The organism is Shewanella sp. ISTPL2 (genome assembly GCF_013283205.1).
GTDB classification, from domain to species: domain Bacteria; phylum Pseudomonadota; class Gammaproteobacteria; order Enterobacterales; family Shewanellaceae; genus Shewanella; species Shewanella oncorhynchi.
The window spans coordinates 1,813,000-1,827,569 of the sequence record NZ_JAAPAV010000001.1 but is presented as its reverse complement, the minus strand read 5'-3'; the positions used below and the strand labels follow the sequence as shown (position 1 = coordinate 1,827,569).

Sequence of the window (14,570 nt, the reverse complement as noted above, 5' to 3'; positions counted from 1 at the left end):
GCATTTTTTATGGTGACTTTCGATAGTAAGGACCATCTAGCACATAGGATTAGAGCGCATTCTCAGTCGGTAAACGAATACCTACGTTAGTGACTTTACCTTCATACAGCCCCGCCACCACCCAATGCAACGACTGCCAGTGGAACTGATCCCCAAGTACAGGATTAGCACCAAGCTGAGATACCACAAGGTCTGCGACTGTCATATCATCAGCGAGATTATCTAAACTCAAACCATAAATAGGCGCGAGATCCGCAAGCTTAACGTCTGTTTCAATAAAGAAATCACCGAAGAATCGTTGTACTTCTTTATTTTCTGGCGCTTGGCTAAAGAGGTTACTCAAGGCTTCTAAACTTTTCTCCTGACCCAGCACACAGAGTATATCGCCCGCCTCGAGACGAGTGCTACCCGATGGATGCAGCAAAGTGTCATCCCTAAATACCGCCGCAATCCGTGTCCCATCTGGCATAGCCAAGCGCTTTAGCGGCTCACCAATACACCACTTACTTTCACTCAAACGATAGACAAACACTTCCCATTCGCTGCTCGGGTAAATTTCAACTCCCGAGCGCGAAACGGGTAATGGCTTTGGGGGCAGTTCCACCTTAGCTAAACGCGCTGCTGTGGTCAAAGATGCACCTTGAACCAGCAACGACACTAATACAACGAAGAAGGCTAAGTTGAAGTACAACTGAGCACCCGGTAAGCCCGCCATCATAGGGAATACTGCTAAGATGATAGGCACAGCGCCGCGTAACCCCACCCAAGAAATAAACCAGCGGTCGCGACTGCTAAAGCTCTTAAACGGCAATAGACTGATCCATACGGCGACAGGGCGAGCAAATAAAATCATTCCGAATGCCAGAGCAAAACCTGGGATCATGATATCGACTAAATCTGAAGGGGTAAGCAATAACCCTAATACGAGGAACATGCCGATTTGACTGACCCAAGTCATACCATCCAGTACGTTCAAAATCGCATGACGGCCACGGGTTGGCTTATTGCCGAGGAACAGACCCACTAAGTAAATCGACAAAATACCGCTACCACCCAGTTTGTTGGACGCAGCATAAATAATCAGACCACCGCTTAAAACTAAAATAGAGTACAGACCATCAGCTAACTTGCTTAAATTGACGAGCTTCCACAGCATCCAGCCGCCGCCTAAACCTAAACAGATCCCCAGACCAAATTGCTTAATAAAGCTAATAAGCATAAAGCTGAAGGACAACTCACTGTCGACATTGGCAAGAATGGCAATCAAGGTTACGGTTAAGAATACCGCCATGGGATCGTTACTGCCGGACTCAATTTCTAAGGTCGCACCAACCCGCTCGTTAAGGCTACGCCCTTTAAGCAGGGAAAATACCGCGGCGGCATCGGTCGAGCCCACAATCGCGCCCACCAGCAAACCTTGCAACCAATGCAAGTCGAACAACCATGCGGCCATCATGCCGGTGATACTGGTCGTAATGGCAACGCCAAAGGTCGCCAACGATAATGCAGGCCATAGCGCCACCCTAAAACTGGCAACGCGGGTGCGCATACCTCCATCGAGTAAAATAATCGCTAAGGCTAAGTTACTGACTAAATAGGAAGTTGAATAATCATCAAACTGGATTCCACCAAGGCCATCTTCGCCAGCCAAAATACCCACAGCGAGGAAAATCAATAAAATAGGGATGCCCAAACGGGAAGACATAGGACTAAGTAAAACACTCACTGCTGTAAGCAAGGCGCCAATCAGAAAAAAACTATTGATGGAATCTGCATCCACAAACGCCTCCTTAATACAGGTTGTTTAGTTAAACGATAGACAAATCACCGAGGTTAAAAATGACTCAACTCACAATTTTATGATTTTATATTAGCACAAAAATATCGAATTATTGGAGCGTTAAATATTAAATTTCAATCATCTACATAAAAAATGTCATAAAACCAACTTTCTATTAACCTTTAGATAAAGGCTAACGTAAAACCTAAAGGATAGCAGAACATCACCACACGACTTAATAAGCATTAAAATAAATAAATATCAAATAGTTAAAAATAACAAACTGAACGTAAACTCAAATCATTCAAGCAAAACTCAGCTCACAAACCTGTATAAACTAACGGTATCATAGCCAATTTAGTGTCAGATAAAATAATGTCGTGTAAAGGGTGAATATTTGAACATTATCCTTAAGCTAATTGTTTTAACTCCATTTATTTGCCAATGAAATGATTTAAATTCACTTTATCCGATGAGCAATAGCCTTGTCAGAAAAGGACCACACTCTGTTTTCCCAAAACAAATCAATTCCAGTAACGCCATACATGCTCGCCATTCAAACAGACACGTTTTAGATTGGTTAACACTGCAAATATTTTTCATCAAGCAGGAAGGTATACACAAGATAATTGAGTACAGCAGGTTTTAACGACAAGACTAAATACTGACAATTGACGCCGCTAAGGAAAACCGTTAAAACAAAAAATTAAGCGACAAATACGCCGTACTGATCATATTTCAGTTGAAATAATGTCCAAAATAAGGAAGGATGCGAGCTTCGCGCGCCAGTGCATTTTGCTCGTCAAATTGCCGCTCTCGTTTTAAGAGAGAAAGCTGCGTTAAACACGCTTTTTTATTAACAGGAATCGTAGTATCCGCTTATGAGTATGCTTCGCACCACAGCTTTATTATTGACTTTGGTTTTCCCTAGTCTGTCCGCTTTAGCAACGGAATATCCTTTACCAGCCGCCCAAAGCAGGCTAATTGGCGAGAACCAGTATTATACGGTTCCAGAGGGTAAACACACTCTCGAAGATATCGCAGCCAAATACCAGCTTGGTCTCAGTAACTTACTCGAAGCTAACCCAGGTGTGGATCCATTTCTGCCAAAACCAGGTAGCCAACTGATCATTCCATTGCAATTGATCCTGCCAAACGCTCCCCGTGAAGGCATAGTGATCAACGTGGCTGAAATGCGTTTATATTACTATCCCAAAGGCAAAAAGACTGTTGAAGTATTGCCTATTGGTATTGGCCAAATCGGTAAAGACACACCAGAAAACTGGGTGACCACTGTACAACGTAAGCGTGCGAATCCAACTTGGACACCCACACCGCGCATTCGTAAAGAATATGCTGCTAAAGGTGAAATCCTGCCAGCGGTATGGCCAGCGGGTCCAGATAACCCTATGGGACTGTATGCGCTGTATATCGGCAACTTGTATGCGATTCACGGTACTAACGCAAGTTTCGGTATCGGTTTGCGTGTCAGTCAAGGTTGTGTGCGTTTACGCCATGAAGATATCGAACATCTATTCAAGACTGTACCAGTGGGAACTCGGGTACAATTTGTGAACCAGCCGATTAAAGCAACCGAAGAGCCAGACGGTAAACGCTACTTAGCCGTGCATCAACCATTATCTCGCACTGTGGCGGAGTTTGAATCAAATGAGCCCGTTGCGATATCACTGCCAAAAGAGATCGCTAAGTTTATCGCTAAAGCTGACACTGATTCTTCTGTGATCAAGAAGCTACTCGATGAACGTACTGGTGTGCCAATGCGAATTAATCAATAATTCACTGGCGAATACCACCTAAAAAAATACCCGCAATCTGCGGGTATTTTTTTGTCATGTCAGGCTATTCACTAACGTAATAGACTAACATATCAATCACATAAAGGTGCACACAGGGCCAAGAAGTGAGTCATAGCAGCACTGTTTGCTAATACGCGTTGATCGAAGTTTTGCAACGCAGGCGTTTCAGTACAAGCACCGACACGAGCACCACTTCGTACTAAACACGCTTCAAAAGACGTATCAAAATGATTGAAGATCAAACCATCCTTAACAGGACACCCATCAATCTCACCGTCTACCGCAATCGGGAAATAACCACCTAAAGTATCGCGCAGATCGAGACTAAAACGTCCAGGCACTTGGCTTGGCTCAAAAGAATACACATAGGCTTCACGACTCAAGACATCTTCATGGCAAGTTAAAATACCGTCTCGGCTCGCAGCAAGCAGTAACTGTGCGTGCTCTAACAATAGCTTACCTTCAACCGATGTATGTTCATTCGCTTTAGGTTTACCGTTCTCAAATACAAAACCACGATTTGGGTTTTCGCCGTATTTATTAAATCTATGACCACGACTGAATCCAGTAGGATTGACGAGAGGCAATAAACTCAAGTTCACCCGTTCAAATAGGTCTGCTGAAGCTTCACTCAAAAAATGCAACAAACCCCATGGGCCTGCAGATTCTTCGCCATGAAATCCTGTGCTGATCAATAAAGAAGGTAAGCCTGACTTAGCGGCCGGTGACTGATACAAGCTAACATCGTATTTACCCACTTCACCCAATGTTTTCTCAACCATGCCCAAACGGGTCATTTCCTGCTCAAGCAGCAGATAGAAATTATCAATATCAGTGCTTTCACAGTTAAAAATATCGCTTTTCCACTGAAAGGATTCGAACGGAGATCTGCTTACCATATCTTGTACTTATGCCAGAAAAAGAACTGTGCCATCATAGCAGTTCTTTTCAAAAACTGAATGCTATTCAACTGATTTCAATGAAATCCGAGCAGTCGTCGACAGTGGTGCAATCTGTATCGATACCTGCGAATGTATCAATTGCCTGTCGTTAATGGTATCCAGCTTGAGTAAGACATTTAACGAATTAAAAAATAAGCTCGGCAGGACGCACTTATGAACACTCAAATCACCTTTTTTATCGCCATTTCGGCCAGTGTTTTCAGTCATACGCTACAGGCCCAAAGCCGCACCGAGCAAGATGCGCAAGCCTTATATGCGCTCGAAGCGAATATAGAGACCTATACGCTACAAAATGGCCTAACAGTGCGATTACTGCCCATGGCAGATAAACAAACAGTCACAGTCGCCAGCCAATTTAATTTAGGCGCCCGCAACGAAGCCCAAGGTCAGAGCGGTTACGCCCATCTGTTTGAGCACATCTTGTTTAAAGGGAGTGAAAATGCCCCCAGCGATACCTATGCTCAGCAGTTCAGTGCTTTAGGTGCACGTTTTAATGCCAGCACGCATTTTGACTACACCAACTACTATGTGACGCTGCCAAACCAAGCATTAGAACTGGGCTTATATCTCGAAGCCGATCGCTTTATCCGCCCTAGCCTTAACGCCACTACGGTTAAAAATCAGCAGGAAACCGTACTGCAGGAAATGGCACAAACCATAGATAATCAGCCCTATATCCGCAGCGCGATGACGTTTTTACTTGAGCAAGTAAAAGGTAGCCCCTACGGTCACGGTATTATTGGCAGCCGCGAAGATATCTTGCAAGCCACGCCAGAAAACCTAACGGCCTTTCACCGTGCTTATTATCGTCCCGATGCAATGCAGCTTTCCCTTGTCGGCAAACTAAGCCCACAAACCCGACAATGGATAGAGCAAAATTTTGCGGCTTGGTCTAGGCCAACGATTGCTGAACCTGAATTTTCTGAGTTAACAATCCAACCTAAACAAGTACATGCTGAGTTAGTGGATGAGCGCGGACCTTGGCCCGGATTACTGCTCGCTTGGCATACCGTAGGTAAAGATCACCCCGATGCTGCGGCAATTCGGCTGCTAGAAGGCTATTTATTTCAAAACACCGCCAGTGCACTCGCTAAACTCAGTCTGCATAATCCCGAACAAATGCTCAGCTACTCCCTGCCCTTTGAGTTAGAAAATCACGGCATAGCGAATATCGTCTTGGTTCCACGGGCACGGACCTCACTCGATGCCTTAGTGCAAAAAGTATTGGGACTTGTGGCACAAACGCAGCAAGATGCTCTGGATGAAGCAAGTCTTTGCACACTTAAACAAGTGTGGTTAAACAATCAATTACAACAACTGGATGACACGCAGACCTTAGCCATCAAGCTTTCCGCAACGTCGGCTCAAGATAAAGACCATCCCTTTACCGCACAGTGGCAACGGATCAACGCAGTCACGGCCGACGATATCCAAAGCGTCGCAAAACGGTATTTCAACCAAGATTATGTCCGAGTTGACCTACTGCCACCTTGGTATATTCGCTGGGGTAAAACGCTACTGGAATGGCTGCCTAACGATATGAGTGACAGTTTAGAGGATGCGGTATTATGACGACTCAGACAATGTCAAAGCAGCTACAAGGCTTAATGTTCTGCGCTGTGGCTTTATCACTAAACGCCTGCCAGCAGACGCAAATCGTCTTCACGCCGAGCGAACCGCCGAGTTTAGCCCATTTTGAAACGCCAAACTCTTTAGCCCATTCTTTGCCTAGCTCTTTGAACAATCATTTACTCAAAAGCGGCGTCATTATCCCCGTAACGGATGAAATTTTTACCGATGAAGCCCATACCGAATTGGATTTACCCTATCAGTTACATCGCCTTGCCTCACTTCAAATGAATAACAGTGTGAGCAACAGGGTCAGTTTAGCGGCAGTGAGCCCGCAAGTTCCCTTCAATAATCCTGATATTTTACTGATTGCCTTTCAAGAAAAGGCCCGCGCACTTGCCATTAGCCGCGCAGATCCCTGTCTTGAGACTTTCAATATGCGTGTCAGCTTGCACAGCATTAATTTAAGCCTCACTTGCCCCGACGATGTTAACCATATCTACGGCTTACTACTGCAATTTTGGCAGCCAGATGCCTTTGTTGATTCGACAACCACCCCCGTCGATGTCGACAATATTCGCCGTCAACTCAAGCTCAATAAACACTTAAACGCCTTTAGTGGCGCCGAGATAGATAAAGTGTGGCGCGATAAACTGCTCGGCCCAGAACATCCCTACAATAGAGTGATCAATAATAATGCATTGTTCGATTCGCTCAGCCTAAGGCAACTGCAACAAATCCAACAGCAGGCGGTAACACAAGCACAGTGGCATCTTTTTCTACCCAACTCTTTGGCAAATAACGCTAAATTTGACCTTCAAGCTAGCCTTAAACTGTGGCCATTATTGCCTAATTCAGTGTGGAAAGCGGATAAAGCAGAGACAGTAAAGCCTCAGCAAATCAAGAGAATTTACCTTATTGATGCGCCGGGCAGCGTACAAACCCAAGTCCGCCTAGGCTATGCCATAGATCATGTCCTAAGTGATACATCAACTCAGCAGCAACTGAACCCACAGGAAGTCGCCTTAAGCTGTCGCAGTTTATCCGCACTCATGGGCCGCAGTTTTTCGGGCAGACTCTACTATGATTTACGGGAAAAACGCGGCCTCACCTATGGCATTTATGGCCAGTGCGCCAATGCACCGCTGTCCAGCAGTATCAAATTTTACGGCAGTACAGCCATAGAACACACAGACGCGTTTGTGGTGGGCATACTCGATCACCTCGCACTCGTTAAGACGCAAGATGCTAGCCAAGGTGAAATCGATGCACTTAAAACCTATTTGATCGGTGAAGATTTGCTCAGCCAAGACAACAGCATTCAACGTGAAAATCAATATATCCACCAAGTCGCGACAGGATTAACTCGAATTGATGTGCAAAAGCTGAATGCAGAGTTGCAAGCTCTAACGCCCGAAAGGCTGCAGCAGTTAGCCAACGGGGCGTTTAGCGGTGAGCCATTGATTATCTTGCGGGGCGATGTTGCTCGAATTCTTCCTGACTTAAAAACTAAGCTACCAGAGTGGCAGTTTGAAAGGGTTAAGGTTGGCCTAACTGACAACTAAAGCCAAATAATCCTTCTAAAAGATTCAAATGCGCGATCGACAGATTAGAGCTTATTGGTCGCACTGTCGCTGGCAGGCGGTGCGCCATTATCAACCTGCGTCATCTGTTCATGGCCTTGTTCCATTTGTTGCAAATCTTCCATCGCCGAATCCTGCTGTATGGCCTGCGGATCAGGATCTTCTGCCGGTAACACCGCCATATTGTCGGCATTCGCGCTATTTGGCGTAGCAGGTTGATCAGGAGCCATACCATTTACGGCCTTAAGCCCCTCGATTGCCGGAGACACCTCAGTTTTCAACGTGCTGTCACTAAGATTCGGTAACCACTCACGCAATTGCTCGGGTCCAAAACTAAAACCTAACGCTATGACGACAGTTGCCACTGCAACATACAGCCAAGGGCGAATCGCCAGATGATCACCTCTTAGTAAAGTGCTTTCACTGGCATATAAATGCGCATCCGAGCGTTGAGCTATTGGCGCGAGTGCTTGTAGCATGTCCGGCAAGGCATCGAGTTCAGGACCTTTAATGCGCTGACCAATAAACTGCCCACCTTCGTAAATCTCCATCTGATGACTGGCGACTTCACCGTCAACCACACCAGAACTGGTAATAATCAACTTATTACAACAGACTCTTCCGCGAAATACGCCACAAACCCGCAGCTCATGACAATTGACTTCACCAGAGATCTCGCCGCCAAGTTCGATCTTAATTTGTCCTGCTGATCTAATCTTGCCCTGCAATTTACCCGCAATGAATGCCGCGCTCTCGAACTGAATGTCGCCCTCAATCAAGGTTTGTGCACTGATAACCGTAATGCCATTGCCCTTACTCGCCATAGGATTCATTCCATATCATTATTTTTGTGACAAAGATGTTATGGTAAAAGTCCTCGAGAATAAAGCACTGGTTTCGCTTAGTATTTAACCTAAGCCCCAGAGCGGGACTTAAGTCACGCCAGCGACTATGTTACCCTGCGCATCTTGCCATATGGCTCCCGAGTACCTGAATATGAGTAACAGGATGCCTCAAAAAGGTGAGTGTTGATATCGCACTAAAACAAAGCTAAAGAACACACTAGCAGCAAACACCGAAAACAAACCGCCAACGAGACCCCGACATGGCACATTCAAACTCCGCTAGCTCGCAATCGATAACCCAAATCGTGACACCACTTGAAGCGTATCGCGCCAAGGTGTGCATAGATCTCATTGACGATCCAGCGCAGCAACAGGCGGTGTTGGCGCTCGATGTGCTATTTAAGCAGTTGATGCCACAGCCACATTCAGCACACTTTCCCCTTATCAACAAACAAACAATCAAAGGTCTGTATCTGTGGGGCGATGTGGGTCGGGGCAAAACGTTTCTGATGGATTTGTTTTTCGATTGTTTGCCGAGTGAAGGCAAGTTAAGACTGCATTTTCACCGATTTATGGCGCGGATACACCAAGCATTACGCGAACATTCGGGCAAACGAGATCCGTTAACTCTCATAGCTAAAAATCTCGCAAAAGAGTGCAAGGTGCTGTGTTTCGATGAGTTTTTTGTCTCGGACATTGGCGATGCCATGATACTCGCAGGGCTCTTTGAATGCCTATTCAAACAAGGTGTGGTGCTGGTCGCCACCTCAAATATTCCGATTGAGCGCTTATATGAGAACGGCCTAGCTAGACACAGATTTTTACCTTGCATCCAACTGCTGCAAACACACACTCAAATGCTGCATCTCAATGGCAACCAAGACCATAGGATGCACGCCATCAATGCTTCATTAAGCAACGAGATTGGCATTGATAGCGCTGAAGTTAACGCCTCGATTTCCCGCAATATCGGCATTACCGGAACACTCGATTTTGAGCAGATTTTTGACAAGCTAGTGAATAGGTTAACGCCAAATACACCCAATATGAGCGCTACTGGCATTAGTGATAGTAGAATGAGTAATGCTAGCCTCACCATCTGCAACCGTGAAATCCCTGTGATCCGCGCCGCTATAGCACCAACAGGCAACTCAGTCGCTTGGTTCGACTTTTATGCCCTATGTGACGGCCCGAGATCCCAACTCGATTATATCGAAATAGCCAGTCGATTTAAGATCTTAATGGTAAGCGGCGTTCCCAAATTAGGGGGGGAAGTGAAAAGCTGGATCCGTGCCCGCGGCACAGAGGACGGTACAGGTGATAACCAAGCCGCAGCCACGGGCGAGCGCAAACTCTCCTATGCGGCCAACGACGACCCAGCACGGCGTTTTATCAGCTTAATTGATGAGTTATATGATCAAAATGTCAGCTTATATCTCAACTACGACGTGCCACTGAGTGAACTTTATCAAGGTGGCGCACTCAGTTTTGAATTCCGCCGCACCTACAGTCGATTAATAGAAATGAGTCGAAGTGAATGGCCGTAAAACATTAGCGATTTATCGCTCTGTTGAGTTAGACCAAAAGCCTAATATTGATAAGCGAGAAGTTAACCATCACGATAAAAATTCGAGGAACAATTAGTGACAAGATAATTCATGTATTCAGAATATAACAAGTCAAATACGCTATTTGCAGATACAAGCCTAGAAAGATGAATAAGCACCTAAATTGAAAATCTGCAACCATAGATAAACTAGTACAGAAAAAACATTATAATAATTAAAAAAATCAAATACATAAAATAGAAAACCCATCAGCCATAATCGATTCAATCCACACAACCAAATGACTCATTACGTTCAATTTGCTTCTAGCTGTTGCTAACCTTGAGTTTTAAGGTACGGTGTAACTTAGTTTCAATTGTTCTAATTTACAGCCTATAGGTTTAAATCGATCAAATTTACAACCTGCAACATAAAAGCTCAAAAATATAATCTATAGTTTATGCAATCAACTAAAGACTCATAATTCTGACTAAGCGCCATGACACTTAGTTCGAAATATTCGCTAGAAAATATTAAGAACAGCCTTAAACGGAACTCTTTTAAATACAGGGACGATTAACTTATGTGGTTACGACAATTTAAGATTGGCTCACGATTAATTGCTGCGTTTGGATTACTTGCTCTTGTGTTGCTACTTCAAGGAATCATGTCATTACAGACGATGTCATCCATGCGATCCACTGCAGAAGAAATTGAAGATAATACCCTACCTACGCTAGTCAGTCTGTCGAGCATCAACCTCAATGTGATGCGCGCTAGGGTGTTTACATTTCGCCTGTTATTAGCAAATTCGACTGCTGAACTTAACAAAGGACTCGATACATTAAGGCAAATCCGCCAGAGTATTAAAACGGATCAAAAAAACTATGAGCCTTTAATTAGCCTGCCAGGTGAGCAGGAGCTCTATCAAGAATTTAGTGGCAGCCTTGATCTATATTTAAAGCATCAAGATGAGATGATCAGCAAGCTACAGGCGAATGATGCAGCCGAAGCTAAACGGATCATGGATGATGTCATGATAGTGCAAGCCGAAAAAATGACAAAGACGCTCATTAGCATTGGCAGCTTGAATACTGAATATGCAAAGGAACAAGGTCAAATAACTGCACAAGCCTACGACGAGAGTAAATGGCTAAACAGCATTATGATAGTGGGCTCCTTAATCGCTGCATTTGTAGTGGCAATATTTTTAACTCGCAGTATCGTGCAGCCAATGAAGGAAGCTGTAGGCATTTCAGTGGCAGTCGCAAGGGGGGATTTAACGCAGAAAATCAGCACAGAGGGTAAAGATGAAACCAGTCAACTGATGCAATCATTAGCTGAAATGCAGCAAAACCTGCGCGACACTTTATCCCATATAGCAAACTCCTCTAGCCAACTCGCCTCCGCCGCCGAAGAACTCAATTCAGTCACTGAAGATGCTTCCCGCGGCATACAGCAACAAAATGATGAAATACAGCAAGCGGCAACTGCGATTACCGAAATGAGTTCGGCAGTAGATGAAGTTGCCAATACGGCGGTGCTCGCTTCAGAAGCCTCTGAAGAAACCGCCCGCAGTACCGAATTAGGTAAAAAACAGGTAGATCAGACAGTCGCAGCCATTATCGACATGAATCAGGATGTAACGCAAAGTTCACAGGTTGTTCAAACCTTAGCGATTCAAGCGAGGGATATAGGCAAAGTTCTCGATGTGATCCGCGCCATTGCTGAGCAAACGAATTTACTGGCCTTAAACGCAGCCATTGAAGCGGCGCGAGCGGGCGATACAGGCCGTGGTTTTGCGGTTGTTGCTGATGAAGTTCGCGCCCTAGCCCATCGCACTCAGTCCTCGACCCGTGAAATTGAAGACATGATTAACAAAATCCAGCACGGCACCGAAACGGCTGTGCAATCGATGCAGCACAGCGGCCAAAAGGCTGAACAGGCACTCTCAGTCGCAAGATTGGCAGGGGATGCATTAAACACGATTAATCGCCAAATCAGTACTATGAATAACAGCAACATGGTCATCGCAAGCGCCGCCGAAGAGCAAGCGAAAGTCGCACGCGAGGTCGATAAAAACATTGTGAATATTAGTGATCTTGCCAGCCAAAGTGCTGCGGGGGCACAGCAAACCAGTGCCTCAGCACATGAGCTCTCAAGACTCGCCGTTGAACTGAACAATCTACTGACGCGATTTAAAGTCTAGAGTATCACTTTATAATGGAATCAGAGGGTAATGGCACAAGATGTGTTAAACCGTTACCCTCAATGCATAACGCTATGATCTAGTTTAATAAAGCATTCCATAATACAAGCGAGACTCAAGAGTGCTAGGATCGAGTTTGCGGTGCATGATTAAAGTGCATAGCCAGTTCACTGATATCAGTGGCAACCCATTCTGGCTCGATACACTCGACCAAATGCGCCGCCATAAAGTCCACTAGTTGCATGGCGGCATAGGGCAAACGGCGATCTTTACGGCCAACTAGATACCAGTTACTTTCGAGCGGAAACCCCGTAACAGTTAGAATTGCAGGTTTTTCGCGCCCTTCTTGCAAGGTATGCGCCGAAATCACCGACAAACCTAAGCCCGACGCGACACTCAAGCGTATCGCCTCATTACTCTCGATTTGCATAGTGTCACCGAGCGTGATGCCTTGGCCGCTGCACCAAGACTCGAACATTAAGCGGGTGGCTGATCCCGGTTCGCGAACGATAAAACGCTCATTTTTAAGCTCGTTAAAATTCACTTGTTCACGACCCACTGCCCAATGCTCCTTTGGTGCAATCAGTTGCAGCGGATTTTTGATGATGCGTGCAGATAACACGTTATCGCCACTTGGAGGATGACTGAACAGGTATAAATCATCTTCTTGACGTTCAAATCTGCCTAATACATGGGCACGGTTACCAATGTTTAAGGTCACTTTAACCTGTGGAAACTGCCGATAAAATGCCCCTAAAATCCGTGGTAACACGTATTTTGCGGTAGTGACAATACCGATATTAATGTGACCGACACTGCCACCTTTAGCCTGCTGCATAAAAGCATCGAAATCCTCAAAACGACTCAAGGTATCGCAGGCTGCGCGGTACAACTCATTACCAATCAAGGTCGGTAACATGCGACCATCACGACTCTCGAGTAATGGCTCGCCCAACACATCGGCCAGTTTTTTAAGCTGTAATGACACTGTGGGTTGAGTTAAATGCAATGCCCTCGCCGCTGCGGAAATATTACCTAACCGCACCACTTGCACATACACCTGCAGTAACCGAAAACTCAAATGCCGCAATTTAAGCTGAGTCGATGACGAACGCTTATCCATAGACAATTATCTATACCTAGGTGGTAAACAATTTATTTTTCAATATAACTAATTAGGTCCAAAATCACCAGCCATCAGGATCACTCGACAAACAAGCGCGTTTTGCACCGCTTAAAAGTCAAACTTAATGAGATACCCATGCCCGATATTGTCATTGCATTTTTCGCCTTAGGCCTGTTAGCTGGCCTAGTGAAGTCAGATCTTAAAGTCCCCCCCGCGATCTACGAAACCCTATCCATACTGTTAATGCTCACTTTAGGCTTAAAGGGCGGAATGGCGCTCCACGGTCACACCCAAAACTTAGTAATCACTGAGCTGTTAGCGGTTGTTGCCTTAGGTTTGATTATCCCCTTGGCCTTATACCCTGTACTAACTCGGCTGGTTCGCATTGGCCATACCGATGCCATTAGTATTGCCGCCCATTACGGCTCCGTCAGTGCGGGAACCTTTGCGGTGGTGATGGCTATGGTTGAAAAATCTGGACTGATCTTAAGGCCAGAAACGACCCTGTATCTCGTGCTGCTGGAACTACCTGCTATTGTCGTAATGCTCTGGTTACACAGATACTTAAGTGCCAAAAAAGCAATTGAAACATCACCCAAAAATGAAACTCAATCAAGCGTGTTGCACGAAGCCTTAACCAGCCGCGGCGTTGTATTACTCCTTGGCGGTGTGGTGATAGGTTGGCTTTACGGCCCAACGGGACTTACGCCGCTTACACCTGTGCTACTAGGCGGGTTCAAAACCTTACTGGCATTATTTTTACTGGAAATGGGCTTAGTAACGGCCAAAGTGTGTTTGCCGCTACCACTTAAACAATGGCGCTTATTAGTGTTTGCCGCCGTAGCGCCCTTTGTATTGGCTTGGTGTGGTATTGGTGTAGGCGTTTGGTTGGACTTACCTTCAGGCAGCATTTTAGTGTTAGCGGCATTAAGTGCCAGCGCATCTTATATCGCAGCGCCTGCGGCCATTCGTGCCGCAATCCCCGAAGCCAATATAGGTCTGGCTATGCTAGCCTCACTCGGGATCACATTTCCGGTTAACGTGCTAATTGGCTTACCCTTATATCAACATTGGGTAACGCTCATTACAGCTTAGTACTTCTTCGCCGAATAATGTCCAATGAAAAGGGAGA

Annotated in this window: 10 protein-coding genes; 6 read left to right on the top strand and 4 right to left on the bottom strand. The window is 45.5% G+C overall.

Annotation, left to right across the window (positions count from 1 at the left end):
- Positions 1-49: 49 nt before the first annotated feature.
- The gene (locus HUB64_RS08165; RefSeq protein WP_105251569.1) at positions 50-1,780 is read right to left on the bottom strand and encodes a potassium/proton antiporter; all 1,731 of its coding nucleotides are present in this window, start codon (positions 1,778-1,780) and stop codon (positions 50-52) included.
- 881 nt (positions 1,781-2,661) lie between these two features.
- On the opposite strand from HUB64_RS08165, the gene HUB64_RS08160 reads away from it, so the two are divergent.
- The gene (locus tag HUB64_RS08160) at positions 2,662-3,576 is read left to right on the top strand and encodes a L,D-transpeptidase family protein (RefSeq protein WP_105251568.1); all 915 of its coding nucleotides are present in this window, start codon (positions 2,662-2,664) and stop codon (positions 3,574-3,576) included.
- 92 nt (positions 3,577-3,668) lie between these two features.
- Here the strand turns inward: HUB64_RS08160 and HUB64_RS08155 are convergent, their stop codons facing one another.
- Positions 3,669-4,496: a M14 family metallocarboxypeptidase gene (locus tag HUB64_RS08155; RefSeq protein ID WP_105251567.1), complete on the bottom strand. Its 828-nt coding sequence runs from the start codon at positions 4,494-4,496 to the stop codon at positions 3,669-3,671.
- Between the two features lie 216 nt (positions 4,497-4,712).
- Here HUB64_RS08155 and HUB64_RS08150 point away from each other — a divergent pair, with 216 nt between their 5' ends.
- Both HUB64_RS08150 and HUB64_RS08145 read left to right on the top strand, forming a co-directional pair.
- The gene (locus tag HUB64_RS08150; RefSeq protein WP_173496773.1) at positions 4,713-6,131 is read left to right on the top strand and encodes a pitrilysin family protein; all 1,419 of its coding nucleotides are present in this window, start codon (positions 4,713-4,715) and stop codon (positions 6,129-6,131) included.
- Positions 6,128-7,693, top strand: coding sequence for a pitrilysin family protein (locus tag HUB64_RS08145; protein ID WP_254451403.1), 1,566 nt, complete (start codon positions 6,128-6,130; stop codon positions 7,691-7,693). The genes HUB64_RS08150 and HUB64_RS08145 overlap by 4 nt, the downstream gene beginning before the upstream one ends.
- Positions 7,694-7,737: 44 nt before the next feature.
- On the opposite strand, the gene HUB64_RS08140 is transcribed toward HUB64_RS08145, so the two are convergent.
- Positions 7,738-8,535, bottom strand: a complete 798-nt coding sequence (locus HUB64_RS08140) for a polymer-forming cytoskeletal protein (protein ID WP_173497898.1) — start codon at positions 8,533-8,535, stop codon at positions 7,738-7,740.
- Between the two features lie 281 nt (positions 8,536-8,816).
- Here HUB64_RS08140 and zapE point away from each other — a divergent pair, with 281 nt between their 5' ends.
- On the top strand, positions 8,817-10,103 hold the full coding sequence (zapE, locus tag HUB64_RS08135) for a cell division protein ZapE (RefSeq protein ID WP_173496772.1): 1,287 nt from the start codon (positions 8,817-8,819) through the stop codon (positions 10,101-10,103).
- A 583-nt stretch (positions 10,104-10,686) separates the two neighbouring features.
- Positions 10,687-12,312: a methyl-accepting chemotaxis protein gene (locus HUB64_RS08130; RefSeq protein WP_173496771.1), complete on the top strand. Its 1,626-nt coding sequence runs from the start codon at positions 10,687-10,689 to the stop codon at positions 12,310-12,312.
- A 124-nt stretch (positions 12,313-12,436) separates the two neighbouring features.
- On the opposite strand, the gene HUB64_RS08125 is transcribed toward HUB64_RS08130, so the two are convergent.
- The gene (locus HUB64_RS08125; protein WP_173242949.1) at positions 12,437-13,435 is read right to left on the bottom strand and encodes a LysR family transcriptional regulator; all 999 of its coding nucleotides are present in this window, start codon (positions 13,433-13,435) and stop codon (positions 12,437-12,439) included.
- Between the two features lie 138 nt (positions 13,436-13,573).
- Here HUB64_RS08125 and HUB64_RS08120 point away from each other — a divergent pair, with 138 nt between their 5' ends.
- Positions 13,574-14,533 (top strand): sodium-dependent bicarbonate transport family permease, encoded by a 960-nt coding sequence (locus HUB64_RS08120; RefSeq protein ID WP_173242947.1) that lies wholly within the window; start codon positions 13,574-13,576, stop codon positions 14,531-14,533.
- Positions 14,534-14,570 lie beyond the last annotated feature (37 nt).

What these genes read in the sequence shown, in the direction of transcription:
- HUB64_RS08160 (WP_105251568.1), top strand. Translation starts at nt 2,662, where the DNA reads ATGAGTATGCTTCGCACCACAGCTTTATTATTGACTTTGGTTTTCCCT.
- HUB64_RS08155 (WP_105251567.1), bottom strand. Translation starts at nt 4,496, where the DNA reads ATGGTAAGCAGATCTCCGTTCGAATCCTTTCAGTGGAAAAGCGATATT.
- HUB64_RS08150 (WP_173496773.1), top strand. Translation starts at nt 4,713, where the DNA reads ATGAACACTCAAATCACCTTTTTTATCGCCATTTCGGCCAGTGTTTTC.
- HUB64_RS08145 (WP_254451403.1), top strand. Translation starts at nt 6,128, where the DNA reads ATGACGACTCAGACAATGTCAAAGCAGCTACAAGGCTTAATGTTCTGC.
- HUB64_RS08140 (WP_173497898.1), bottom strand. Translation starts at nt 8,535, where the DNA reads ATGGCGAGTAAGGGCAATGGCATTACGGTTATCAGTGCACAAACCTTG.
- zapE (WP_173496772.1), top strand. Translation starts at nt 8,817, where the DNA reads ATGGCACATTCAAACTCCGCTAGCTCGCAATCGATAACCCAAATCGTG.
- HUB64_RS08130 (WP_173496771.1), top strand. Translation starts at nt 10,687, where the DNA reads ATGTGGTTACGACAATTTAAGATTGGCTCACGATTAATTGCTGCGTTT.
- HUB64_RS08125 (WP_173242949.1), bottom strand. Translation starts at nt 13,435, where the DNA reads ATGGATAAGCGTTCGTCATCGACTCAGCTTAAATTGCGGCATTTGAGT.
- HUB64_RS08120 (WP_173242947.1), top strand. Translation starts at nt 13,574, where the DNA reads ATGCCCGATATTGTCATTGCATTTTTCGCCTTAGGCCTGTTAGCTGGC.